Here is a 24,796-nt window from a genome sequence, read left to right as displayed (position 1 = left end):
AAAAGCGATAGAAATTCTACCGCTTTACTTTTTCACATTGCTATTCGTAAATTTAGATACCGAGGCCATCGTCTCTCCCGTATCTAAATATGTAATTTGAATTGGATCTCCTACTTCTGTAAACATAGCATATGGAAATTTCTTCACTGGTATCATAAATACCTTTTGTTCATTCTCTAAAAGTACGTACACGATTGTATTTTCACCAGATTTTTCTTTATATACACGTTGTACAATACCTTCTTTTTGCGCTTCTTTTCCTGTTGAGGTTGGTCTAAATGTATCACCATTACCGCTCATTACGTTTTTATAATTCTCAAGCGCTTCTTTCTGCGAAGAACCTGTCGCAAATATTTTTGCATTAGCAGCATATACAACTGTATGCGCACGTACTAGGCCTCCGTCATCAACAACCGGAATAATCCAAGCTGGTTTACCGTATACGTTATAAATGACAGGCATTGTCCCATGCCATTTCTCTCTCTTAAAGGAATTATCCACTACTTCTGTAGCTGCTGAACCATCCATAATCCCCTTTACTTCTTTTCCATTATAATAATATAGCTTGCCTGTGCGTGCATCTACTAATGAATAGCCTAGAGCTGAATCTACTCCTTCTTTTGGAGAAGTAAAGTCTGTAAAATAATACAGTGTTCCATCTTTACCAAAAATCGGGGTCACGCCTTCTTTCGTTCCCCACTCAGTCGGAATTTTCATATCTGTTTGTGAAAATTTCGTATTCCAAAATCCGTGAATATATTTACCAAAGTACGTATTTAACGTAGATGCAGTCTCATGATTTAATACACCATCAACAAATTTAGGTGCCTTTCCTTTATCATATCTTTTCACTTCACCTGTTTGTGCATCTACTACGACAACACCTTCTACCTCAAATCCAGATCTTCCTGAAATAAATTCACCATACGTCATTGTATAATATGGTTTTCCTTTATCATCAACCTCAAATTTAGGTTTTCCTTTAAAGATTAAATTTGGTTCTGCTTGCCTTACCACACGCTCTAAATTATTACCAAAAAACATGCTTGGCACATATTTCATTTTATAACCGAGGTGCAGTTTCGCTTCCGCATCAGGATTCGTACCTGACATCGTTACATACCCTGGAATTGTCTCAGCTTTACGTGCTTTAAAAAAACCTGAAACTTCAATCGGCGCTACATATAAAGCTTCGCCGTTTACCATTTGTGGCGTTAATTCTCCTAGCTCAAAATAAGCTACTTTTGGAATATCACCAAATACTTTTTTCATCTTATTCTCCGCTGTCTTTGGCGGCACTGTAAACGGCTGGTCATTTTCAGTAAATGGCTCTGAAATATCTTTCTCTACCTTAACAACAGAATCATATTTCTTTTGCGAGATTACTATATCGTGCAAATAACCAAAGTAGCCGTAACTTGCGAGTAAAATAAACATTAGAAGTCCTTTTAATGTACCTTCTAATTTCCCTATTTGATCTTGTGAAAATAAAACAAGCCCAATTAAAATTGCTACTGCAACAGAATAATGAGTAAGAATCGAATCTACTCGATCATCAATTAGCCAAAAGTATTCATAGATTGCAATACCTATCCAAAATAAAACAGGAATAACTAAAATAGATGATTTCTTACCCTTTACAACCTTCTTATCTCCCTTCTTATCCACTGCTCGAAGCTTACTACTACTTCTTGTCCATGGAATCAAAAACAAAGTAAGAATAGCTAAAACTACAAATTTCATCAAAGGCACTGTCCCCTTTTCTTTTGTATTCCCTTTTAGTATAACAAATAAAGGGTATTAAGGTGAAAATAGGAATAGTTATATTTTTTTACTACTTAATACAATCCCGCTCACTACATATAAAATAGATGCAATATAAAAAATTGTACCAATTGTAAAGAAATCTACTAAATATCCCGTGGCAATAACCGCTACTGCTCCGCCAATGGATGTCCACACATGGTATTTTCCAATCTCATAACCAGCCTTTTCCTGCGCAACCTTTCGTGCTAACGAAGTCTTCTCAGTATTACGCTGCACAGCACCTAAAACGCCCATTACAATTTGAAGAATATACACATGCCAAACTTCCGTGGCAATTGGAAAGCAAAGCATTAAGATTGCCATGGACCAAGCGTATATGATTAATAATTTTTTATCCCCTACTTGATCAGATACCTTTCCCACTAGTGGATATACAAGTGCTGATGTTAAAGCAAATAAGCCATACGCCCAGCCAAATTGCGAGAAGCTATTTCCAACGTTTCGAAGCAATAATATATAAAAAGGAAATACCATACTTCCTGCCATCATGATGATACTTTGCGAAGCCACAAATCTTCTATATGTCATTTCGTATACTCCCTATAAAATAAATTCACAAATCTCTCTTCTGAATCTACTTCCTTCTTTTTCTTGAGAAATTCTTCAATGCGAGGATATGCCCTCTTTAACTGCTCTTTCGTTGGATAAGAATAATACGGCAAATAGTAACTACCATTATGCTTTAAAGTAACATCAATCATCTTTCGAATGACATCCTCTGTTTTCTTTATCTCACTCTCTGAGCGTCCCTGGTTAATCAAAAGAACCAGCGCAAACATATCATCTTTCGCATAGGACAAAACTGCATTTTCATTCTTTTCCACGTAACGAATCGTAATGTTGAGTAAATTAAACTCTTCTTCATTTAATACGTTACGTAAATCATCTATATACTCTGTGAAAGCATCTATAGGCACAAAGTATTCTTGTAACACTTCGGTCCTATTTGGATTTTCATATTCCATAAAAGCACTATCTGATCTCATAACATTATTACGCGTCTCATAATTTCCATCTGTACGTTCAAAATAACCTCTTTGTATATCCCAAAATGTATTCTTTCCCCAATCACTATAACGTGATAAACCAAGTAAAAATTTCGGTGCAGCTATAATATTTTCTTCCTTTAATTCACTGTACTCTTCTCTCATATTTTGATTTTGTGCCAAAGTATAATCTGTCACATACATCTCTTTTAAAAATGAATTTGGAGCAACAGAAATACGCGCTAAGTGCATACGAACATTCTCATCTCTTTTCACTTTCTCTTTGAAATAAGATGCGTATTCTTTATAATCTATCATTCTCGTGTGCATTTCATATAATTCATCATCTGTTAACTTCAGCGTCACATCTAAAATAACTCCAAATAAACCGTAACCCCCAATGACATATGGAAATAACTCTGCATTTTCTTCTCTACTTACATTACGTACCGTGCCATCTGCCATTAACAATCTAAATGAATCTACTGTATCAATCAGTGCCTCATGACGAATATCACGCCCGTGTACATTTACACTTAATGAACCGCCAACAGTAAAAATATTTTGAGACTGCATGACCTGTACCGCAAGGCCATAAGGATTTATTTTCTTCTGAATATCATTCCAGGTGACACCACTTTGAACTGTAATCCGCTTCTTCTCTGGATCAAATTCTAATATTTTATTATATCCTTTCATATCGAGCATCGTGCCATTCGGATAATATGTCTGTCCTCCTTGGCTATGTTGCATGCCTGCAATGGAAATTTTCTCTCCTGAAACTTTTGCATCTCGCACTAATTTTATTAACGAGTGCTCTTCCGTAGCACCTTCAACACGTTTTATTTTTGTCGGAAGCAATTTACCTACATCACTCATAATAGGATGATCAATTTGTTTTTTATACGTATGTACAGACGTTGCAAGCAAAACCGTATATGCGACAATGACCACTGCTATCTTTCTTTTTTTCAAAGGACACTCTCCTTATTAGCAACAAAAAGAGATACCCGTTCTTTCAGGTACCTCTCTTGACAGTGATTACTTTGCTGCTGGCAATTGTATTGGATCAAATTTATCATACGATGTAAACTTTGCATCCGTAATAATGTGCGCTTTATCCTCACCATTGCTACTCATAACCATATCTATCTTTGCTGATTCATATTTAAAATCTTTTGTAATAATATATTCCCCATCTATTTCTTCTATCTTTGCATTTTGGCCTTGTAGCATTTGTTTCTGCTTTTCATCCATACTAGCTAACATACTCTCTGTCTCTTGCCCTTTTAATGCAAACTTCAGCTTATAATTATCTCCACTTTTCTCCATCTTCACTTTATTTAAAATTTCCGATGGAATCTCTAAATTATCTACCATTCCTTGAGTCGCGTTCATTCCGTTAGCATTCAATTGTTCCTCTGGTACAGACATAATTTCACCCGTATTAGGATTTTTTAACTGACCAGCAATTTTGCCACCCACATCATAAACAACAACCTCTGTACCAGAAACATTCATTTCAGAACGAGAATTTTTTTTCTTCGGCTCTAGTTGCATTTTAGCCTTTATTACATTCATCTCTGTTCCTTCAGCCTTTATTCCCACATCATATGTCATCGTTACATTTTCTTCGTTTTTAAAAGCTTCATTCGCTTTATTAAAAACATCCTTCGCTGTTAATTCCTTTTCTTTCTGCACAGCTTCTTTTTTCGGTTCGTCAGTCTTTTTTGTTTTCTCATTACTACACCCTACTCCTAGACCGACTGCAAGTACTAAACTTGAAATTAAAATAAGTTTTTTCATAACGTCCCCTCCTTCCCAAAAATAATATCATCTCTTTTCCTATGAAATCTATATAATTCGTAATATTTATCTTTAAATTTATTTCCTATATAACAACATGTTTGAGAAAAAGTTTAAATATGATGTAAATAATAACAACTCATTTCAGGAGGTCATTATGAAAGCGATTATTTGTACAAAGTACGGACCACCTAATGTTCTCCAGCTTCAAAATGTAGAAAAGCCTAAACCTAAAAAAAATGAAGTATTAGTTAAAATTCACGCAACAAGTGTATCGACTGGAGATTGTAGAATACGTGGCTTTAATAGCCCACTCTTATTTTGGATTCCTATGCGGATCATATTAGGTTTCAGAAAACCGAGAAAACCTATACTTGGCGTAGAGTTATCCGGTGAAATCGAAGACATTGGAACAGATGTAACACAATTTAAAAAAGGAGATCAAGTTTTTGCATTAACAGAACTAAACCTTGGTGGTTATGCGGAATACACATGCGTGCATGAAAGTGGATTAATAGCATTAAAACCTACCAATGTGACATATGAAGAAGCTGCCGTTATTCCTTTCGGCGGAACTTCAGCATTGCACTTCCTTAGAAAAGGACAGATAAAAAAAGGGCAACGAGTACTTATATATGGCGCCTCTGGGTCAGTAGGGACAGCTGCCATACAACTTGCTAAATACTTCGGGGCGACTGTCACAGCCATTTGTAGTAGTTCGAATTTCGATTTAGTAACAACTTTAGGGGCAGACAACGTAATTGATTATATGGAAGAAGATTTTACTAAGCGGGGCGAGCACTACGATATTATATTTGATGCAGTTGGAAAATATAAAAAGTCTCTTTGTACAGATGCATTAATGCCTAATGGAAAATATGTATCTGTGAACGGAATGATGGCAAAGGTCAGTAAAGAAGATATGAACCTGCTAAAACAACTAGCTGAAACAGAAAAGCTAAAACCTGTTATTGATAGAACTTACCGATTAGAAGAAATTGCTGAAGCTCATATATATGTAGAAAAAGGACATAAAAAGGGGAACGTTTCGATTACCTTAAAATAAAATATATTCTGAAAATATTATTGACAATTCTTTTTGTAAGATTTACTATTAGTACCATATTCAAAACTACATACACATACTCTTATCAAGAGTGGCGGAGGGACTGGCCCGATGATGCCCGGCAACCGAGCTTATGACGTATAAGCTAAGGTGCTAATTCCTGCAAAACGAGTTTTCGTTTTGGAAGATAAGAGAGGAATCTATTTCGTCTATTCGGCACCTCTCTTATTTTTGGGAGGTGCTTTTTATTTTGGAACGTATATGAAGGGGGATTTATAGATGAAAAAGGTATTATTAAGCATTGTAAGCGGAGCAGTATTATTATTAGGCGCATGTAGCGTGAGTTCAGATAAAGAGGTAAAAGCATTAGACGAGAAAAAGATTACTGTCGGTGTAACAGGTGGACCACATGAACAAATTTTTGAAAAGGTAAAAGAAGTTGCAGCAAAAGATGGTCTCGAAATTGATATAAAAGTATTTAATGATTATGTAGCGCCAAACGTATCTTTAGATGAAAAAAGCCTTGATGTAAATAGCTACCAAACGAAATCGTATTTAGATGTATTTAAAGCTGAACGCAATATGAAATTAGCTGAAGTATTTTCAACAGTAACATTCCCTATGGGCGTATATTCTAAAGATATAAAAGATGTAAAAGACTTAAAAGAGGGCGACGCAATTGCTGTACCAAATGACCCAACGAATGAACTTCGAGCTTTAAAATTATTTGAAAAAGCAGGGGTTTTAAAAGTTGATCCGAAGGCTACAGAAAAAGCGACTGCAAAAGATGTAATTGAAAATCCAAAAAAATTAAAGATTGTCGAATTAGAGGCATCTCAATTACCAACACAACTAAGTGAAGTGAAAGCAGCTGCTATTAACACAAACTTTGCATTAGGTGCAAAATTAAGTCCAGCGAAAGATTCTATCTTCCGCGAAGGAAAAGATTCACCATATGTGAACTGGGTCGTTGTTCGTACTGAAAATAAAGATGATGCCGTTGTAAATAAATTAAAGAAAGCTTATCAGTCTAAGGAAGTAAAAGAGTTTATCGAGAAAAAATTTGATGGTTCAGTTTTACCATCTTGGTAGGAGCTGACGATAATGATTGAATTACAAAACATATCCAAAGTATTTACAACAAAAAAAGGGAATGTTGAGGCTCTTAAGTCTACTTCCCTTAAAGTAGAAAAAGGCGAGGTATTTGGAATCATTGGGTATAGTGGCGCTGGTAAAAGTACATTGATTCGATGTGTAAATTTATTAGAAAAACCAACGACAGGAAATATCATTGTAAACCAACAAGACTTAACAACATTATCGACAAAAGAACTAGCAAAAGCGAGACAAAGAATCGGAATGATCTTCCAAGGATTCAATTTACTTAAAACTGTTACCGTTTATGAAAATATCGCATTACCGTTACGGCTTGCTGGCATTCCAAAAGCAGAAATTGAAAAAAGAGTAGAAAAGTATTTACGCATTGTCGATCTTTTTAATCGAAAAGATGCGTATCCAAGCGAACTTTCTGGTGGTCAAAAACAGCGTGTTGCAATTGCTCGTGCGCTATCACATGAACCTGAAGTGTTATTAAGTGATGAAGCAACGAGCGCATTAGATCCCGAAACAACCGATTCTATCCTTGATTTGTTATTAAAGATTAACGAAGAAATCGGAATTACGATTTTACTCATTACACATGAAATGAATGTCATCCAGCGTATATGTGACCGCGTTGCTGTTATGGAACATGGATCTGTAGTCGAAAGTGGGACTGTAAAAGATATTTTCACAAACCCACAACATGTAACAACGAAGAAATTTGTAAATAGCGCATTTGCAGCGAAAATTCCAGAAGAGGTACAGAAAGAACTACAAAGTACTGGAGAAATTGTAACACTTTCATTTATTGGCACTACTTCAGGGGAACCTGCCTTAGCCGTTGCCACAAAACGTTTCCAAGTGTATCCGAATATTTTATCCGGTAATATTACGCAGTTAAAACATGAAACATATGGGAAACTAGTCGTTCATATGCAAGGGGAACAAAATGAAATCCACCGTGTTTTATCATTTTTACAAGGGCAAGGAATCATCGTAGAAGGAGGTAGAACAGACTATGGGAAACAAGTCCTTTTTGGATGAATGGGGTAAAGTCATATGGGAAGCAACAATCCAAACATTTCAAATGACATCTATTTCATTACTCATCTCGATCCTTATTGCACTGCCACTTGGCGTCACACTTGTTTTAACGAGACCTGGTGGGCAACGTGAAAATAAAATCATCTATCCTATTCTTAATACAATTATTAATATCATTCGCTCTCTTCCATTTATCATTCTATTATTCTTCATCTTACCTTTTACAAAGTTTCTAATGGGAACGTCCATTGGCGTGCAAGGTGTTATCGTACCGCTTGTCGTCTTCACAGCCCCTTATATCGCACGTTTAATGGAGACAGCTTTACTAGAAGTCGATCGCGGTGTCATTGAAGCCTACCAAGCGATGGGCGTTTCTACTATAAAAATCATTTGGCACGTTATGGTGAAAGAAGCACGTCCCTCCCTTGTACTCGGATTAACAATCGCAACGATCGGCTTAATCGGCGCAACAGCAATGGCTGGCCTTGTAGGTGCTGGCGGGCTAGGGGATTTAGCATACCGCTTCGGACATTTACGCTACGAGCCTGAAGTAATGTATGCAACTGTCTTTATTTTAATTATCCTCGTTCAAGGATTACAGTCTTTAGGGAATGGTGTTGCACGAAGATTGAAGAAAGATTAAAAAAGAAGGCATCTCACCCTGGTGAGATGCCTTCTTTTTTATCTTTTAAATCCACCTTCTGAATGAATAACTTGCCCAGTAATCCACTCGGCTTCTTCACTTACTAGAAATTTAATGAGTCTAGCTGCATCCCTTGGCTCACCAATTCTGCCAAAAGGAAACATCGGCTTTAACCCTTGTTTTATCTCTTCAGTCATCCATCCTGTATCGGTTGGTCCTGGATTAATTGCATTCACTGTTATTCCTAAATGAGCTACCTCTGCTGACAACGTACTAGTAAGAGCATCAATAGCTCCCTTCGTTGTCGCATAAGCTAGTTCTCCTGCCATAGGACCTTGAAATTGCCCCGAAGTAATATTAACAATTCTACCACCAGATTTCTTATCAAATCCCCGAGAAAATTGACTACTTAACAGGGTACTCGCACGAACATTTACCATATAATGCTTATCTAATTCTTCAACAGTCAACGTAGAGAAATCATTATTCGTAGAATATGCTGCATTATTAATTAATATATGAGGGTACCCTAATTGTTCAGTAACTTTATTTATAAGCTCTTTTGGTGCATCATTCTGAGTTAAATCTAACTCCATACTTGATACTTTAACACCGTTTTTTAGTAACTCTTCTTTTAATTGTATTTGTTCATTTTTATCAACGCCCCAAGGCATCTCTTTATCGTAAGCTGTCCAATACGTAAAAAATATATCGTATCCTGATTCAGCTAATTCTTTACAAATCGCTGCCCCTATACCATCTAGACGACTTACCCCTGTAATAACTGCTACTTTATTTTTTAATTGGTTCATCATATACTCCTCCAAGTTTAAAGGACGCATATTTTATATAAGAGATATAAACTTTCCCACAAAAAAGACAGATACATAAAATAGACACCTATCCTTATAAAAGGGATGTACAAGCCAAATATGCATTCCTTGAATGATTTACAGATAACTAAATAAACCCTCGCTTATGAGAGCAAAATTTATCTATCTAGTAGTTTCTAATCATTACAAGTTCATCCACATATTGAGTCTTTGTCTCCTTTACATATATCTCTATTCTTAGTTTATCAAAGCAGATAAAATGTTACAAAAAATAAAACAATTATTCACAACCTATCCTTGTTCACATTCTCTCCATTGTGAATCTTTTCACATTGGATATATAATAAACGTGTAAATACAATATTGGAGGGATTTCAATGGTTATCAATTTTTTAAGAACTGATAAACGTGCTACTTTCATATTATTACTTTTACGGCTTTACATAGGGTATACATGGTTCGCTGCTGGGATAGGCAAAGTCTTCGGACAATCTTTTGACGCAAGTGGCTTTCTAAAGGGTGCTATTGCTCAAGCATCAGGGGACCACCCTGCAGTACAAAGTTGGTGGGCAGATTTCCTTCAACATTTTGTCCTTCCAAACGCAGAACTATTTAGCTTTTTAGTTCAATGGGGAGAAATTTTAGTAGGTCTAGGTTTAATTTTAGGCGGATTAACAAAAACAGCTGCATTTTTCGGAATCATAATGAATCTTTCATTTTTATTAAGCGGAACTGTTAGTGTAAACCCAAACCTGCTTATTTTGACTATGTTCATTTTAGTTGCAGGGCAGAACGCTGGACGTATTGGATTAGATGGCTATGTTTTCCCTAAACTTTTCCGTAAAAACAACCACGGAATATATAAATTAAGTAAAACTGCGTAGTAACAATTTACTTTTAAAATATAAATAAGAAAAAGAGCCTGAATATAGGCTCTTTTTCTTATTTATCCTAATTTAAACTTTTAACGAACCACGAAAACCTCTGGCAGCATAGTAAGAGTCTGCTCCATTGTGGTACACGAAAACATGTCCAAAGCGATAATCGCAAAATAGAGCACCACCAAGCTCTCTAATATCTGAAGGTGTTTGTACCCAACTTGATGATTTCATATCAAAATCTCCAAGTTGTTGCAATTCCCGATATTGTTCTTCCGTTAATAGTTCAATGCCCATAGCATTGGCAACATCAATAGCGTTATTTTCTGGTTTATGCTTTTTTCTTGATTCTAACGCTTCAAGATCATAACAAAGACTTCTGCGGCCTTTAGGACTCTCCTTTGAACAATCATAGAAAGTATATTCGTCCTTTTCTTCATCATAACCAATAACATCCGGCTCACCACCAGTTACTTCCATTTCGTTAAGTGACCATAATTTTTCAGCATTAGCTTCTATCTTCGCTTCAACTTTAGCCCATTCAAGACCTTCATGGCGGTTCATGTTTTTCTCAAAACGAGCTTGCAATACTTTCAATAACTCTTCACGTTTTTCTACTAATAAGTCATTTTTATTTCCTGTCATATTAGTCCTCCCTGATATATGTACTGATAGTAGTTTAAGTATATATTTTATAATAAATCATCTCAATATGAAGACCGTTTCAATCATATATCTTGTACAAACATCTATTACAAAGTCCTAAAACCCTCCATACTCTCTTCAAGCATATAGTGTGAAAACCACATCAAGTTCTGCTTCATAATAGCCACATGAACTCCTGGTTGGTCAGAACTATATGCCATTCCTTTAAATATAATTAATTCTGTATCAACTTCCATATCCATTAATCCTTGATATAGATCATATGCATTTGTAATTGGAATTCTTGCATCCTTTTCCCCATGTTGAATTAAGGTAGGCGTACAAGCTGATTTAATATACGTCATAGGTGATGTCTTCGTATATATATCTGGATCATTCCATGGAGTATTTCCTAAATACATTCTAATAAAGTAAGGTATATCTGTATTTACATAATGGGTACTCCAGTTAGTTATTCCACCGCCAACTGAAATAGCTTTAAACCTTCTACTAAATGTAGAACAGAAAGCTGATACATATCCACCGTTGCTCCATCCCATAACTCCTACTCTATCTTTATCTACTATCCCTTGATCAACTAGTTTATCAACTCCTGATATAACATCGTCGTAGTCAGCAATCCCCTGTTTTCTATAGTTAGCTTTTAAAAATTCATTACCATAACCTGAACTTCCTCTGTAATTTGGCTCTAAAACGATAAAGCCTTTTTCAACAAACTGTTCAATCGGATATTTCTCATTGAAGCAGTCTGAAAATATCGGAAAAGATGCCCAAGCCGGACCACCGTGAATTACTACTAATAAAGGATATTTTTTATTAGTGTCAAACTCTACTGGCGTTGATAAAACACCTTCTATTTCAAGACCATCACTACTTTTCCATGAGATGATTTCCCTGTTACTTTTAAGTTTCCCTTTGAAAAAGCTATTTTCATCCGTTATTTTTTTATCGTCTAAATAGATTTCAAAGGTTTCATTTGTTATAGCCTTATTATAGGTTATATGATTTCCATCCTTTGTTATAGAGGCATCCATTATAAAGCCATCTACCTTGTCGCTTAATGCTTCCACAGTGCCATCTTCGGCTAGCAATCCAATACGATAATTCGTTTTATCCTGCCATCTAATTAAAATTCCTTTAGCTGTCCACTGTAATGGCATAACTGTACTATCAAAGTTTGTTAGAGGCTGAATTACCTCTCCAGTATTCATATCATATATCTCTAACGTACTATCTTGTATATGGTTTCTATAGTAATCCTTCTCTCTTATGCTTGCTGTGTAACATATTTTACTGCCGTCAGGAGAAAAGCAAACACTCCCTCCCAACAACTTATCCACATTCAGCTTTTGTAGCTCTCCAGCTTTAATATGGAGTATGTATAGATCTCCATTTATATAATCTGCCATATTTGAGCTTGGTGTCGCCATAAATACAACCTTTTTACCATCATTTGAAATATCAAATTCATGGATATGAAAATCCTTACCATCCGTTAATTGATAAACAACTCTGTTCTCGTGTTCATCTGTATCACTTTGTATCACCTTTTCTATTTCAATGTAATATAAACAATTATTCTGGTGTTCCTTACCAATATGTTGAAAATCTCCATATAGGTCCTTACGTTTCTTTATCTCTTCACATTCTTTTGACTGCGTAACATAATAAAGACCCTTGCCAGTAGGACCCCATTTGAATGTACTGACTCCTTCTTTCTCATCAGTAATTTGAACCTCTCTATAATCATCTAGTGACTTAACAAATATCTGATTTCCCCCATCACCAACTGGACTAAGATATGCGATACACCTAGCATCTGGAGACCATAATGGGTGTGTACTATCTATATCACCATTTGATAATGGGTAACTCTGCTTCTTATCTTTTTCATATATCCATACATGATTCCTATATATATTGTCTTTCCAATCAGCCGTCTTCTTAACAAATGATACGTTTTTACCATCATCACTTATGTTTGTACTTGATACGGTTGGTAATGAAATAATCTCTTCTATACTTAAATATGTTTTTGCTTTCACTTTCATATAATAAGCCCCCTTGTAATGTCCATGAATCTACCGTCTCTTCTTGTCGTAATAAAGGAAATTGTTCACGGATACTTAAAATAGTAACGGAAAATTCAGATAAATAAAAGTGAATCCGATAAAGTAAAACTTTAATCTATAGGGCTCTTTCCGCTTATCAATTTTAGATGTTCTTTTTCGACACAAAAATACCCCTTTTAGATACAAATTTGTAAATTTATTTTAAAGCTATAACTATATGTTGGTTTGGAATAAAATTTGATAAAAATGAAGTCATAAATCTTTATTTAACAACAAAAAAATCCATTTTGAAAAAGCGATTGATCAAAATAGAATTACTCTTTTTAACTAAGTATGAGATTTTTATAAAAAAATTTTAATCAAAACTCACTTAGAATCTTTACTTGAAGAATAAAGCTTCGCATCTTTTTTGTAAACATCGTTAAACTAAGATAAATTTTGACTGCATCTGTAATTAATTGTAAAATATTATACATAGAAAGGTATTATAAAATAAATATAGAAGGGGTATGTTTTTTAGTTTTAAAGGGGCTAAAGCACATCTATTTTATGTTTTTAGAGGGAGAATTGAAAAATCATATGAAGAATTTCAAAAAGAGTACAGGTAAAATTTTACTAGCATCCGGATTAGTAGTTTCTATGTCAGCTTGTAGTGTAACTAGTTTATTTGGAGAAAAAGAAAAAACAAATGCTGAATCTGGTAAACAAGAAAGTAAAGAAACTAAGACAGAAGGTAAATCATCTGAAACAAAGGAAAAATCAACTAACTCAAAAGAAGAAAGTAAAGATGTTAAGATGATTATGGTTTTACCTGAGGATTACCCACAACTTATGGTAGACATTGAAGAAGACTTATTAAGACGTCTAGATTACTATGATGCTTCTGTGAGGGATAATAAAAAGGGAAGTAAGTCAAATGAAGAGGTACGAGATAGTATTAAAGACTTAGATAAAGTATTTAATAAAATAGAGCGTATAGATGCACCAGGAAAATACAAGGAAGATCATAAGGAAATTGTAAAAGCTGTTCAAAAGTTAAAAGAATCTTTCAAAGAAGTATCGAAGTTATTTGATTACTCTAAAACACTTAAAGATACGGATGATGCAATCATAGATAAAGCAAACAATAAATTAGATGAAGCAAAACGCATTTGGAAACCTGTATTTGATAAGTTAAAAGCGGAAGCTAAGGGTGGTTCAACAACTACTTCTACAACAAGTGGTACTAGTTCTTCTAACTCACCGAGTTTATCTAGTGGTAATACAGTTAAAACATACAGTACCCAAGATACAACTGGTATATTCAAAGGAAAAATTGATACACCAGACGAGGATTCCGCTAAGTTTAAGAATGTACAGAACAACTATAAAGACGGTACAGAGCTTGTAGGTAATTGGGGTATTGATTACGGAGACGGAGTCAAAACTACGTTAGTCCTAAAAGCAGATAAGACATTTGAAACATATGCAAATGGTTCTTATCCAAATAAAGATAATTACTTAACAGGAACATACCAAGCAGACGTTTCTTCCCATCAGTTAACGCTAATGGTGGAAAAAGGAACTCAAAATGGTCAAGAAGTGAAATTGGAAAGACCTATTTATTCATCATATGAGGTTAAAAATTTAGATGGTAAAGCATTACAGATTTTCCACATAGACGAACAAGTAACAATTTGTTATGTAAAACAATAAATAACTAAAAGAACTCTGTAAAATGATTTTTACAGAGTTCTTTTCTTAGTTTTAATTTATTATAAACTATCAAAATTTATTTCAAACGCATAACTATATTTATTAACCTACCAATCTCCTACTCAACAGTAACAGACTTAGCTAAGTTACGTGGCTTATCAACGTCACACTCGCGGTGAAGTGCTGCGTAGTACGAGATAAGTTGTAATGGAATAACTGCTACTAGCGGTGCTAGTGCTTCGTGTACAGCTGGTAATACGAAGCTGTCACCTTCCATTTCTAAGCCTTTCATTGAGATGATACATGGGTTAGCTCCGCGTGCTACTACTTCTTTCACGTTACCACGAATTCCAAGGTTTACGTGCTCTTGTGTAGCAAGTGCGATAACTGGTGTACCATTTTCAATTAAAGCGATTGTACCGTGTTTTAACTCTCCTCCAGCGAATCCTTCTGCTTGGATGTAAGAGATTTCTTTTAGTTTTAACGCACCTTCTAATCCTACGTAGAAGTCTACGCTACGTCCGATGAAGAAACAGTTACGCGTTGTTGCTAAAAATTGTTTTGCTAATGCGTCCATTTCTTCTTTTTGATCACAAAGTTCTATCATTGCATTTGCTACAAGTCCTAGTTCGTGTGTTAAATCGAAATCAAGAACTTCACCTTTTGCTTTAGCAATATCAGCCGCTAAAATTGAAAGTACTGCAAGCTGTGCTGTGTAAGCTTTCGTTGATGCAACTGCAATTTCTGGTCCAGCGTATAACGGAAGTGTATAATCAGCTTCACGAGAAAGCGTAGAACCAGGCACGTTTGTAATTGTTAATGCTTTATGGCCCATTTCATTTGTTTGTACAAGTACTGCACGGCTATCAGCTGTTTCACCACTTTGTGAAATGTAAATGAAGAATGGTCTTTCTGTTAATAATGGCATGTTGTAAGAGAATTCACTTGCCACGTGTACTTCAACTGGCATTTTTGCAAACTTCTCGATAAATTGTTTTCCAACAAGACCTGCATGATAACTCGTTCCACATGCAATGATGTAAATACGATCGCTATCTAAAATCGCATTGCGGATGTCTTGATTTAATTCAATTTCGCCATTTTCATCTTGATACTTTTGAATTATATTACGGATTACAAGTGGTTGCTCATCGATTTCTTTAAGCATGAAATGAGGATATGTTCCCTTTTCAATATCACTTGCGTCTAATTCCGCTGTAAACGGTGCACGTTCAATCGTTTCACCTTGTAAGTTTTTAATTGTAATACTTTCTTTCGTTACGATTACGATTTCTTTATCCATTAACTCAATGAATTGATCTGTAACTTGTAACATCGCCATAGCGTCGCTTGCCACAACATTAAAGTTGTCACCAACACCTACTAATAGCGGGCTTTTGTTTTTAGCAACATAAATCATGTTTGGATTTTCAGCATCAAGTAATCCGATTGCATAAGAGCCATGTAAAAGAGATAGCGTATTACGGAACGCTTCTTCTACACTTAATCCTGTGCTCACTTGTTGTTCCATAAGCTGTACGATAACCTCTGTATCTGTTTCACTTACGAACGTTACATCTTGTAAATATTCCTTTTTCACTAATTCATAGTTTTCAATTACACCGTTATGAACTAATGTAAAGCGTTTTGATGTACTTTGATGCGGATGCGCGTTTACTTTACTTGGAACACCGTGTGTAGCCCAGCGTGTGTGTCCGATACCTACGCTTGCTGCTACGTTCTCATCTACGATTTCACGAAGTTTTGCGATACGGCCTTTTTCTTTGTATACAACAACACCGTTCTCTGCTTGTACTGCAATACCTGCTGAATCATATCCACGATATTCTAGCTTTTCTAAACCTTTTAATAAAATTTCCTTTGCATCTTGCTCTCCAATAAATCCTACGATTCCACACATGTTTAGTCGCCGTTACAAATGCTTACACTGCTCTGCGAACATGTAACGACATAGTCCGATACCATTTTTATTTATACTAAAAAACGGATTACATATTGCTAGCCCTGTAAGCTTGTAACGGCTTTCACCTTCCTCTCGATTGGGTTTAAGTCCGTATATACTTATACAGCTAGTTTTCATCCGTTCCTCTTCTCTCATCACACTTTCACCTTTGTCCACTAAGTCACCTTAATGATTTAAGTAAAAGCTTGCGGTTGTGATGAACAACCGGGAGTCATCCGCCGAAATCTCGATAAACCCCACCTCGTCAACTACACTATTTGTAGTTCTGGCGCTTTTATAATTTACAATATTTCCTTTGAGAAAAAGAACAAGACCATCTTATAACAAACATGGATAAACCGTCAATGAAATTTTTTTCATCGTCTATAAAACATATGAAAAAGGAGCACTTTTTGTGCTCCTTTTTCATATAAATTCAGCTAATTATTCAGCGCCAACTTCGGCTTTCACAACTTCTACAATGCGATGTACATATGCATCACAAACTTCTTGTGTTGGTGCTTCTGCCATTACACGAATAAGTGGCTCTGTTCCAGATGGGCGAACAAGAATACGGCCATCACCGTTCATTTCTTCCTCTACAACACGAATAATTTCTTTAATTTTTTCATTTTCTAATGCTAATTTTTTATCTGTTACACGAACGTTTACTAGCAATTGTGGGAATTTCGTCATTTCTCCTGCAAGCTCAGATAATGGCTTTTTCGTCATTTTCATGATGTTTACAAGTTGAAGTGCACTTAACATTCCATCACCAGTTGTAATGTAATCAAGTAAGATAATATGGCCTGATTGTTCTCCACCTAGGTTGTAACCTCCGCGCTTCATTTCTTCCATTACGTAGCGGTCACCAACTGCTGTTTTATCACTTGTAATATTATTTGCTTCAAGTGCTTTGTAGAAACCTAAGTTACTCATAACAGTTGAAACAACTGTATTATGTTTTAATTGACCAGTTTCTTTCATGTACTTCGCACAAATGAACATAATTTGATCACCGTCAACGATGTTTCCTTTTTCGTCTACAGCAATTAAACGGTCGCCATCGCCATCAAAAGCAAGTCCGATATCCGCACCTTTTTCTTTTACCAATTCAGCTAAGCCTTCTGGATGTGTAGATCCTACACCCTCATTAATATTCATACCATTTGGAGAAGTTCCCATCGTTGAAATATCAGCTTCTAGGTCTGCAAATAAGTATGGAGCTAGAGAAGAAGTTGCACCATGTGCACAATCTAAAGCGATATGTAGGCCAGAGAAATCTTCTTCAACAGTTTGTTTAATGTACTGTAAATATTTTTGTCCACCTTCAAAGTAATCACTCACTTGTCCAAGATTAGTACCTGTCGGACGTGGTAGTTCATCAACTTCTTTGTCTAATAAAGCTTCAATCTCAGCTTCTTGCTCATCTGTTAATTTAAAGCCGTCTGAACCAAAGAATTTAATACCGTTATCTTGTACTGGATTATGAGATGCAGAAATCATAACACCCGCTTGTGCGTCTAGTGCTTTTGTTAAATAAGCAACGCCCGGTGTAGAAATAACGCCAAGGCGCATTACTTCTGCTCCAGTTGATAATAGCCCTGCTACTAAAGCTCCTTCTAACATATGGCCAGATACACGTGTATCACGACCGATAATTACTTTTGGACGATCTGTATCTTTTGTTAATACATAACCACCAAAACGTCCAATTTTGAAAGCTAATTCAGGTGTTAACTCCTTATTTGCAACTCCGCGTACTCCATCTGTACCAAAATATTTACCCATTATGATTCGCTCCTTTTTCTTGCTCTTTTTGATTGTGATTATCTACTGTTGGTTCTTGACTCGTTTCTTTATCTTTATCTTTATCTTGATTTTGATTTTGGTTTTGATTCTTTTCCTGTTCTTTTTCTGAATCAGGTTCAGGATTTTTTGGTTTCTCATTTTGATTTTCTTGATCGGTGTTTGAATCCGGTTGTTGACCGTTACCCTGTACTTCTTTATCTGGTTTTTCTTTCTTCACAATAGTAACTTTAGCACTTTTTTGTTTTGGCTCTATTGAAATATTACCAGGACCACTCACTTGAATGGAAATATCTTTCGTTCCTGGAGATACATTTTGCAGATTAATTACCGCTGTTATTTGAGCAGCTGTTATTTTATCTACTATACTTGCTTCTCCTGAAATATCAACACTTATCTTTCCATCTTGCGGCGAAAGTAGCTGAGCAGTAACATCTTTAGAAAGTCCATTTTGCTGGATTGGGATACCATCAATCGTTTTTGTTTTCGTTTGTTTTGTTTTTTGCACTCCCACCGAAACCTTCACTTGATTCGGTTTTGCACTTGTTACACCCTTGGGTAATAAAACAGAGGCATCGAATGTTGTAGACTCTGTCAATTGACTAAGATCTACTTCGACCCCCTCTAGCGATTGTATATTATCCAAAATATCTTTTGGACCAACTATAGTTACTTCTCTCGGCTCAACACTGATATTTGTAACTGCCAATCCTTCTGCTAAACTCCCCTTCTTCGTATACGTTACAGGAACAGTTTTTTCAGTATTATTGGCTGTAGTTTGCGTTGCCACATTCAACGTTACACTAATCTTAGATGGACTTGTTCTTACATTTAAACGTTTTCCTTCTTTATTGTATAATGTAACTTCGGGCGTTTTTGTAACAGTTTTATTAACACCTTTTAAATCAACATACGCTTTGGCAGATGAAATACTTTCAATTTCTTCTTTCGTCCCAACTACCTCAACAGTATCCGGTTTAAGGCTTGATTTTTCTAGTGTAGTCCCCGCTGGCATCTGATCCTCATTTGATAATTTCAGATCTACATGAACATATTTTCTCGCCTTTTCATGAAGAGTAACTTTAATTGTTGATGGCTGAACTGTTCCTTTCACATCATCTGGAAGCCCGTTCGTTTTTAAAGAAATCTCATAAGTTCCTTTTGGACTATCTCGCAAATCAATCGGTATATCAAATTGTTTTTTTGCTTTTGCTGTAGCAACTGATGCTTTTGGGCCTTCTAATTTCACCTTAACGCCCTCTGCTGGAATACCACTTACAATATATTTCTCCTCATCATACTTAAGATTAATAGCATAATTAGTTAATGTTTCTTTCGTATCATTTGCAAAAGGTAATATACCTGATGTCGTATTTTTTTCAGTTAACGTCGCTGACATAAAAAGCATACACGCCAATAGTAATGAGATCCCTTTTAAAAACCAATGATTCTCCATTAACTTATCCATGACGCTTTCTCCTCCAATTCCATAAAGACGAAGAAGTCGTTTTTTCGTTTCCACTAAATTCAGCTAATAACATATCCTTCAGCTGTTCTGTCTTCAAATCACGATGCAACTTACCATTTTTCGTTAAAGAAATTTGACCAGTTTCTTCAGACACAACTACTGTAATACTATCAGTAACTTCACTAACTCCCATGGCAGCACGATGTCTAGTTCCTAATTCTTTAGAAATAAACGGACTTTCTGATAATGGAAGATAGCATGCTGCTGCTTTAATTGTACTTCCTTGCATAATTACCGCTCCGTCATGAAGAGGTGTATTTGGAATAAAAATATTAATAAGTAATTCCGATGATACGTTTGCATTAAGCGGAATACCCGTTTCCACATAATCACCCATACCGGTCTCTTTTGACAAAGTAATTAATGCACCAATTCTACGTTTCCCCATATATTCGGTTGCTTTTGCTATCGCTGTTGCAACCATTTCAGGTTCATCATCCTCATTTGTTCCAACACGCGAAAATAAACTTCCGCGCCCTAGCTGCTCAAGTGCTCTTCGCAATTCTGGCTGAAAGATAATAATAACGGCTAAAAATCCCCACGTTAATACTTGTTCAGTTAGCCAAGATAGCGTACGCAATTCAAGGAAAATACTTATCATCTTAACGACGATAATAACTGTAATCCCTTTTAAAAGTTGAACAGCTTTCGTCCCTCGGATTATAAGAATTAGCTTATATATAATAAACCATACAATGGCAATATCTAATGCCGTACTAAGATATTTCAAAATGGTCGTATCTTCAAAAGGCATGCTATCCCTTCCTCCTACTTACGAGCAATTCTATCCATATATTGAAATATTGTTTTATGCTCTATCTGTATGTATTTCCAACAACTAGTTAATTATACCATACATGAAACAAACGACAATTACAAACAACCCCCTTTAGCTCAAATTGGTAAGATGTCAAACATTTTTATTGTACAGTATAATATAAATCATTATTATACGCCTATTTTCAAATAAAAAAAGCAACTTCTCAGTTGCTTTTCTTACATTTATTTTAGTTTTTCACCGAATAAAGAACCCATTAAAGCAACTGCTGTTGTTGCCGTTCTATTTCTCTCATCTAAAATCGTATTTACCTCAACAAATTCAGCAGATGTGATAATATCAGCTTCTGCTAACATTTCCATCGCCAAATGACTTTCACGATAAGATAGACCGCCAATTACAGGCGTTCCAACACCTGGTGCATCATGAGGATCAAGACCGTCTAAATCTAATGATAAGTGTACACCATCAGTATGAGATAAATATGCGATTGTTTCTTCCATAACAGCCGTCATCCCCATACGATCAATTTCATGCATTGAGAACACTTTAATACCTTCATTGCGAATGAAATCTTTTTCTCCTTCATCCAATGCACGCGCACCGATAATTACGACATTCTCTTTTTTCACCTTTGGATATGCTCCGTACAAATCTACAAGTGAAGAATGTCCATAACCTAAACTTGCTGCAAGTGACATACCATGAATATTTCCAGATGGTGAAGTTTCCTCTGTATTTAAATCACCGTGTGCATCATACCAAATAACGCCTAAGTTTTTATAATGTTTTGCTACACCAGCTAATGTACCGATAGCAATACTATGGTCACCACCTAATACAAGTGGAAAACGACCTTCTTCTATAATATGATCCACCTTACTTGCTAATTCATTACATACAGTTGCAACTTGTGTAAGGTTTCTTAATTTTGTATTTTCATCTATCTCTTTTTCTCTCTCTATACATATATCTCCCATATCTTTAACGTCATATCCAATTTCTTCAATTCTTTCAATTACCCCTGCATAACGGATCGCGCTCGGTCCCATATCAACTCCACGACGCATCTGTCCTAAATCCATTGGAACTCCAATAACTGAGATTTCTTTTTTCATAGATAGTATCCCCCTTTTATGCCTTCACTAAATATTTTAAATCTTTTATATAGTCTGACTCAACTCGACATTTTTCTGTATGGATATACAATTTATTCACTTATATTCATACTGAAAACCAAATTTCAAGACTATTCTATGTATAAAGTTAACTTAATGAAACAATCGCAATCACTATTATTAAATAATAATAATAAAACACTCCTACATTTAGAAGTGTTTTTCTGATGCTATTTTCCATACTATTGCAATATTTTTTGTTGTCATTTCGATATTTTCTTCTGCTACTTTATATGCTTCTTCTAGTGTCATCGGTCTCGTTGTAATACTAAATACCGCATCTATTCCTTTCTCGTACACAGCTGAATAATCAGATGATACAGACCCTCCAATAGCAATTACAGGCACAGAAAAACGTTTTGCACGCCCCGCAACACCCACAGGAGCCTTTCCATATGCAGTTTGTTTATCTATTCTACCTTCACCAGTTATAATGAGATTTGCATCTTCTATATGTTTATCGAAATTTGTATAATCTAATACAATTTCAATGCCCCTCCGCAAGTCTCCCTTTAACACTGAAATAACAGCCGCTCCCATTCCTCCCGCTGCCCCTGCACCAGGTATTTCAGATACATCAAAAGATACATATCGTTTAAGCATATTCGCATAATGTTGTAAATTCTCATCTAGCTCTTTCATCATCTCTACATTTGCACCCTTTTGTCTCCCAAATATGAAAGATGCTCCCTGCATTCCGACTAATGGATTATCCACATCACATGCCGCTTCTATCTTTACCCCCTTTAAGCGTGGGTCCATTCGTGAAAAATCAATAGCAACAATCGAATGTAATGTGCCTCCAGATGGATCTATTATTTCACCCTTGTCATTTATAAATCTTACTCCTAAAGCTGCTAACATACCTGCCCCACCATCATTTGTAGCACTTCCTCCAAGTCCTAAAATTATGTACTCCACTCCTTGATCTAACGCATGTAATATAAGTTCTCCTGTTCCTTTTGTCGTTGTAATAAGTGGGTTGCGCTTTTCAACTGGAACGTGCTGTAATCCTGATGCTGCTGCCATTTCAATAAACGCTGTCTTTTTATCTTTAGAAATGCCATAAAAAGCTTGTATACCTTCTCTAAGCGGTCCTGTCACACTAATTGATATAATTCTCCCCCCTGTAGCATCAACAAGTGATTCAACCGTCCCTTCTCCTCCATCTCCAATTGGTATTTTCACATACTCTGCATTAGGAAAAATTGCTCTAAAACCTCTTTCAATAGCTCCACATACTTCTATAGCTTTTAGGCTTTCTTTATATGAATCAGATGCAATAACAACTTTCACAATTATCTCCCCATCCCTTATTTTTACGTTTTCTTCATTTTAAACGACAAGTATAAAAGCTGTCTTTTTAAACACAAAAAAAGCTTACATCATATGATGTAAGCTTTTTTATTTAGATGGAGCCTAGCGGGATCGAACCGCTGACCTCCTGCGTGCAAGGCAGGCGCTCTCCCAGCTGAGCTAAGGCCCCTTATTAATTAAGCGGAAGACGGGATTCGAACCCGCGACCCCAACCTTGGCAAGGTTGTATTCTACCACTGAACTACTTCCGCAAAAATGATGAGCCATGAAGGACTCGAACCTTCGACCCTCTGATTAAAAGTCAGATGCTCTACCAACTGAGCTAATGGCTCGTAAATGGCTGGGCTAGCTGGATTCGAACCAGCGCATGACGGAGTCAAAGTCCGTTGCCTTACCGCTTGGCTATAGCCCATTAATATTTACTAGTATGGTTATCTTTTCAAAAAAATAAACCCTCTCAGGTTATTTTAAAGAAAATGGTGGAGGGGGGCAGATTCGAACTGCCGAACCCGAAGGAGCGGATTTACAGTCCGCCGCGTTTAGCCACTTCGCTACCCCTCCGACATTTTAAATATATATGGTGGAGGATGACGGGATCGAACCGCCGACCCCCTGCTTGTAAGGCAGGTGCTCTCCCAGCTGAGCTAATCCTCCAAAAGTGGTGACCCGTACGGGATTCGAACCCGTGTTACCGCCGTGAAAGGGCGGTGTCTTAACCACTTGACCAACGGGCCAAAAAAGTTTTAAACCTATTCCCAAGCTTCCAACCGGGCTTGAACCGGTGACCTCTTCCTTACCATGGAAGTGCTCTACCAGCTGAGCTATGGAAGCATAATGGCTCCGCAGGTAGGACTCGAACCTACGACCGATCGGTTAACAGCCGATAGCTCTACCACTGAGCTACTGCGGAATAATATTAGCCTGGCAACGTCCTACTCTCACAGGGACAAGGTCCCAACTACCATCGGCGCTAGAGAGCTTAACTTCCGTGTTCGGTATGGGAACGGGTGTGACCTCTCTGCCATCATTACCAGACTTTTATCATTATAAACATTTCTTTCGAAATGTCAAGAAGAAATTTCAATGCATATTCCTTCAAAACTAGATAACATTGCTACATATTATATGGTTAAGTCCTCGATCTATTAGTATTCGTCAGCTCCACATGTCACCATGCTTCCACCTCGAACCTATCAACCTGATCATCTTTCAGGGATCTTACTAGCTTACGCTATGGGAAATCTCATCTTGAGGGGGGCTTCATGCTTAGATGCTTTCAGCACTTATCCCTTCCGCACATAGCTACCCAGCTATGCCCTTGGCAGAACAACTGGTACACCAGCGGTGCGTCCATCCCGGTCCTCTCGTACTAAGGACAGCTCCTCTCAAATTTCCTACGCCCACGACGGATAGGGACCGAACTGTCTCACGACGTTCTGAACCCAGCTCGCGTACCGCTTTAATGGGCGAACAGCCCAACCCTTGGGACCGACTACAGCCCCAGGATGCGATGAGCCGACATCGAGGTGCCAAACCTCCCCGTCGATGTGGACTCTTGGGGGAGATAAGCCTGTTATCCCCGGGGTAGCTTTTATCCGTTGAGCGA

Annotated in this window: 20 protein-coding genes, 9 tRNA genes, 2 rRNA genes and 1 riboswitch (1 of these 32 running past the window's edge); of the genes, 6 read left to right on the top strand and 25 right to left on the bottom strand. The window is 36.5% G+C overall.

Translation table 11 applies throughout. The features are described from left to right. Positions 1-24: 24 nt before the first annotated feature. The 4 genes from MKY21_RS01035 to MKY21_RS01020 all read right to left on the bottom strand — a co-directional run bounded on the left by MKY21_RS01035 (position 25) and on the right by MKY21_RS01020 (position 4,619). On the bottom strand, positions 25-1,743 hold the full coding sequence (locus MKY21_RS01035; protein WP_000674048.1) for a DUF3981 domain-containing protein: 1,719 nt from the start codon (positions 1,741-1,743) through the stop codon (positions 25-27). A gap of 78 nt (positions 1,744-1,821) precedes the next feature. Continuing rightward, positions 1,822-2,355, bottom strand: coding sequence for an MFS transporter (locus tag MKY21_RS01030; protein WP_000222367.1), 534 nt, complete (start codon positions 2,353-2,355; stop codon positions 1,822-1,824). Continuing rightward, positions 2,352-3,788 (bottom strand): FAD-binding oxidoreductase, encoded by a 1,437-nt coding sequence (locus MKY21_RS01025; protein WP_000746284.1) that lies wholly within the window; start codon positions 3,786-3,788, stop codon positions 2,352-2,354. Before MKY21_RS01025 ends, MKY21_RS01030 begins: the two co-directional genes overlap by 4 nt. 66 nt (positions 3,789-3,854) lie before the next feature. Then, the gene (locus MKY21_RS01020) at positions 3,855-4,619 is read right to left on the bottom strand and encodes a DUF6612 family protein (RefSeq protein ID WP_000733612.1); all 765 of its coding nucleotides are present in this window, start codon (positions 4,617-4,619) and stop codon (positions 3,855-3,857) included. 157 nt (positions 4,620-4,776) lie between these two features. Here MKY21_RS01020 and MKY21_RS01015 point away from each other — a divergent pair, with 157 nt between their 5' ends. From MKY21_RS01015 to MKY21_RS01000, 4 genes are all read left to right on the top strand, one after another. Then, on the top strand, positions 4,777-5,685 hold the full coding sequence (locus MKY21_RS01015) for an NAD(P)-dependent alcohol dehydrogenase (protein ID WP_016118995.1): 909 nt from the start codon (positions 4,777-4,779) through the stop codon (positions 5,683-5,685). Between the two features lie 79 nt (positions 5,686-5,764). After that, positions 5,765-5,879: riboswitch (SAM riboswitch) on the top strand. Positions 5,880-5,964: 85 nt separating this feature from the next. Then, entirely contained in the window at positions 5,965-6,777 is an 813-nt protein-coding gene (locus MKY21_RS01010) for a MetQ/NlpA family ABC transporter substrate-binding protein (RefSeq protein WP_000756992.1), read from the top strand. A 12-nt stretch (positions 6,778-6,789) separates the two neighbouring features. Further along, a complete protein-coding gene (locus tag MKY21_RS01005; RefSeq protein WP_000571622.1) occupies positions 6,790-7,830 on the top strand; it encodes a methionine ABC transporter ATP-binding protein in 1,041 nt (346 codons plus the stop codon). Continuing rightward, the gene (locus tag MKY21_RS01000; protein WP_000527151.1) at positions 7,805-8,473 is read left to right on the top strand and encodes a methionine ABC transporter permease; all 669 of its coding nucleotides are present in this window, start codon (positions 7,805-7,807) and stop codon (positions 8,471-8,473) included. The genes MKY21_RS01005 and MKY21_RS01000 overlap by 26 nt, the downstream gene beginning before the upstream one ends. 38 nt (positions 8,474-8,511) lie before the next feature. On the opposite strand, the gene MKY21_RS00995 is transcribed toward MKY21_RS01000, so the two are convergent. After that, positions 8,512-9,288, bottom strand: a complete 777-nt coding sequence (locus MKY21_RS00995; protein ID WP_001987627.1) for an SDR family oxidoreductase — start codon at positions 9,286-9,288, stop codon at positions 8,512-8,514. A 395-nt stretch (positions 9,289-9,683) separates the two neighbouring features. Here MKY21_RS00995 and MKY21_RS00990 point away from each other — a divergent pair, with 395 nt between their 5' ends. Next, the gene (locus MKY21_RS00990) at positions 9,684-10,190 is read left to right on the top strand and encodes a DoxX family protein (protein WP_341075260.1); all 507 of its coding nucleotides are present in this window, start codon (positions 9,684-9,686) and stop codon (positions 10,188-10,190) included. Between the two features lie 72 nt (positions 10,191-10,262). On the opposite strand, the gene MKY21_RS00985 is transcribed toward MKY21_RS00990, so the two are convergent. Continuing rightward, complete coding sequence (locus MKY21_RS00985; protein ID WP_000147389.1) at positions 10,263-10,829, bottom strand: DUF4256 domain-containing protein; 567 nt, start codon at positions 10,827-10,829, stop codon at positions 10,263-10,265. Positions 10,830-10,936: 107 nt separating this feature from the next. Then, entirely contained in the window at positions 10,937-12,901 is a 1,965-nt protein-coding gene (locus MKY21_RS00980; RefSeq protein ID WP_268500906.1) for a S9 family peptidase, read from the bottom strand. A 588-nt stretch (positions 12,902-13,489) separates the two neighbouring features. Between MKY21_RS00980 and MKY21_RS00975 the strand changes: the two genes are divergently transcribed. Then, on the top strand, positions 13,490-14,617 hold the full coding sequence (locus tag MKY21_RS00975; RefSeq protein WP_016118993.1) for a DUF3994 domain-containing protein: 1,128 nt from the start codon (positions 13,490-13,492) through the stop codon (positions 14,615-14,617). A 118-nt stretch (positions 14,618-14,735) separates the two neighbouring features. Here the strand turns inward: MKY21_RS00975 and glmS are convergent, their stop codons facing one another. From glmS to MKY21_RS00885, 18 genes are all read right to left on the bottom strand, one after another. Beyond that, positions 14,736-16,538: a glutamine--fructose-6-phosphate transaminase (isomerizing) gene (gene glmS / locus MKY21_RS00970; protein ID WP_000334163.1), complete on the bottom strand. Its 1,803-nt coding sequence runs from the start codon at positions 16,536-16,538 to the stop codon at positions 14,736-14,738. 12 nt (positions 16,539-16,550) lie between these two features. After that, positions 16,551-16,736 carry a hypothetical protein gene (locus MKY21_RS00965; RefSeq protein WP_001206405.1) on the bottom strand — a complete coding sequence of 62 codons (186 nt, stop codon included), beginning with the start codon at positions 16,734-16,736 and terminating at the stop codon, positions 16,551-16,553. Positions 16,737-17,024: 288 nt separating this feature from the next. Beyond that, positions 17,025-18,371 (bottom strand): phosphoglucosamine mutase, encoded by a 1,347-nt coding sequence (gene glmM / locus MKY21_RS00960; protein WP_000521476.1) that lies wholly within the window; start codon positions 18,369-18,371, stop codon positions 17,025-17,027. Then, positions 18,364-19,857 carry a CdaR family protein gene (locus tag MKY21_RS00955; RefSeq protein ID WP_000359596.1) on the bottom strand — a complete coding sequence of 498 codons (1,494 nt, stop codon included), beginning with the start codon at positions 19,855-19,857 and terminating at the stop codon, positions 18,364-18,366. Before MKY21_RS00955 ends, glmM begins: the two co-directional genes overlap by 8 nt. Next, entirely contained in the window at positions 19,850-20,671 is an 822-nt protein-coding gene (cdaA, locus tag MKY21_RS00950) for a diadenylate cyclase CdaA (protein WP_001115698.1), read from the bottom strand. The genes MKY21_RS00955 and cdaA overlap by 8 nt, the downstream gene beginning before the upstream one ends. A gap of 248 nt (positions 20,672-20,919) precedes the next feature. Further along, the gene (gene rocF, locus MKY21_RS00945; RefSeq protein WP_000711563.1) at positions 20,920-21,813 is read right to left on the bottom strand and encodes an arginase; all 894 of its coding nucleotides are present in this window, start codon (positions 21,811-21,813) and stop codon (positions 20,920-20,922) included. A 210-nt stretch (positions 21,814-22,023) separates the two neighbouring features. Then, positions 22,024-23,169 (bottom strand): glycerate kinase, encoded by a 1,146-nt coding sequence (locus MKY21_RS00940; RefSeq protein ID WP_061664882.1) that lies wholly within the window; start codon positions 23,167-23,169, stop codon positions 22,024-22,026. Between the two features lie 117 nt (positions 23,170-23,286). Continuing rightward, positions 23,287-23,359, bottom strand: a tRNA-Ala gene (locus MKY21_RS00935). A 10-nt stretch (positions 23,360-23,369) separates the two neighbouring features. Next, a tRNA-Gly gene (locus MKY21_RS00930) sits at positions 23,370-23,441 on the bottom strand. An 8-nt stretch (positions 23,442-23,449) separates the two neighbouring features. Further along, positions 23,450-23,522 (bottom strand) — tRNA-Lys (locus MKY21_RS00925). Between the two features lie 5 nt (positions 23,523-23,527). Then, a tRNA-Gln gene (locus MKY21_RS00920) sits at positions 23,528-23,602 on the bottom strand. A 65-nt stretch (positions 23,603-23,667) separates the two neighbouring features. Continuing rightward, positions 23,668-23,751: transfer RNA gene (locus MKY21_RS00915), tRNA-Tyr, on the bottom strand. Between the two features lie 17 nt (positions 23,752-23,768). Continuing rightward, positions 23,769-23,844 (bottom strand) — tRNA-Val (locus MKY21_RS00910). Between the two features lie 5 nt (positions 23,845-23,849). Continuing rightward, positions 23,850-23,924 (bottom strand) — tRNA-Glu (locus MKY21_RS00905). A 24-nt stretch (positions 23,925-23,948) separates the two neighbouring features. Further along, a tRNA-Thr gene (locus tag MKY21_RS00900) sits at positions 23,949-24,021 on the bottom strand. A gap of 4 nt (positions 24,022-24,025) precedes the next feature. After that, a tRNA-Asn gene (locus MKY21_RS00895) sits at positions 24,026-24,100 on the bottom strand. A gap of 9 nt (positions 24,101-24,109) precedes the next feature. After that, positions 24,110-24,225: ribosomal RNA gene (gene rrf / locus MKY21_RS00890) — 5S ribosomal RNA — on the bottom strand. Positions 24,226-24,315: 90 nt separating this feature from the next. Beyond that, positions 24,316-24,796 (bottom strand): 23S ribosomal RNA (locus MKY21_RS00885); it runs 2,442 nt beyond the window's last position.

Source organism: Bacillus sp. FSL R9-9497 (assembly GCF_038005805.1).
GTDB lineage: Bacteria > Bacillota > Bacilli > Bacillales > Bacillaceae_G > Bacillus_A > Bacillus_A cereus.
Note: the sequence above shows the minus strand (reverse complement) of the source record. Positions and strands in the feature narration are given on the sequence as shown.

Excerpts from the sequence above, each read along its gene's own strand:
- MKY21_RS01010 (WP_000756992.1), top strand. The coding sequence starts at position 5,965 with ATGAAAAAGGTATTATTAAGCATTGTAAGCGGAGCAGTATTATTATTA.
- MKY21_RS00980 (WP_268500906.1), bottom strand. The coding sequence starts at position 12,901 with ATGAAAGTGAAAGCAAAAACATATTTAAGTATAGAAGAGATTATTTCA.
- MKY21_RS01020 (WP_000733612.1), bottom strand. The coding sequence starts at position 4,619 with ATGAAAAAACTTATTTTAATTTCAAGTTTAGTACTTGCAGTCGGTCTA.
- glmM (WP_000521476.1), bottom strand. The coding sequence starts at position 18,371 with ATGGGTAAATATTTTGGTACAGATGGAGTACGCGGAGTTGCAAATAAG.
- MKY21_RS00990 (WP_341075260.1), top strand. The coding sequence starts at position 9,684 with ATGGTTATCAATTTTTTAAGAACTGATAAACGTGCTACTTTCATATTA.
- MKY21_RS00995 (WP_001987627.1), bottom strand. The coding sequence starts at position 9,288 with ATGATGAACCAATTAAAAAATAAAGTAGCAGTTATTACAGGGGTAAGT.
- MKY21_RS00985 (WP_000147389.1), bottom strand. The coding sequence starts at position 10,829 with ATGACAGGAAATAAAAATGACTTATTAGTAGAAAAACGTGAAGAGTTA.
- cdaA (WP_001115698.1), bottom strand. The coding sequence starts at position 20,671 with ATGCCTTTTGAAGATACGACCATTTTGAAATATCTTAGTACGGCATTA.
- glmS (WP_000334163.1), bottom strand. The coding sequence starts at position 16,538 with ATGTGTGGAATCGTAGGATTTATTGGAGAGCAAGATGCAAAGGAAATT.
- MKY21_RS01005 (WP_000571622.1), top strand. The coding sequence starts at position 6,790 with ATGATTGAATTACAAAACATATCCAAAGTATTTACAACAAAAAAAGGG.
- MKY21_RS01015 (WP_016118995.1), top strand. The coding sequence starts at position 4,777 with ATGAAAGCGATTATTTGTACAAAGTACGGACCACCTAATGTTCTCCAG.
- rocF (WP_000711563.1), bottom strand. The coding sequence starts at position 21,813 with ATGAAAAAAGAAATCTCAGTTATTGGAGTTCCAATGGATTTAGGACAG.
- MKY21_RS01000 (WP_000527151.1), top strand. The coding sequence starts at position 7,805 with ATGGGAAACAAGTCCTTTTTGGATGAATGGGGTAAAGTCATATGGGAA.
- MKY21_RS01035 (WP_000674048.1), bottom strand. The coding sequence starts at position 1,743 with ATGAAATTTGTAGTTTTAGCTATTCTTACTTTGTTTTTGATTCCATGG.
- MKY21_RS00955 (WP_000359596.1), bottom strand. The coding sequence starts at position 19,857 with ATGGATAAGTTAATGGAGAATCATTGGTTTTTAAAAGGGATCTCATTA.
- MKY21_RS00965 (WP_001206405.1), bottom strand. The coding sequence starts at position 16,736 with ATGAGAGAAGAGGAACGGATGAAAACTAGCTGTATAAGTATATACGGA.
- MKY21_RS01030 (WP_000222367.1), bottom strand. The coding sequence starts at position 2,355 with ATGACATATAGAAGATTTGTGGCTTCGCAAAGTATCATCATGATGGCA.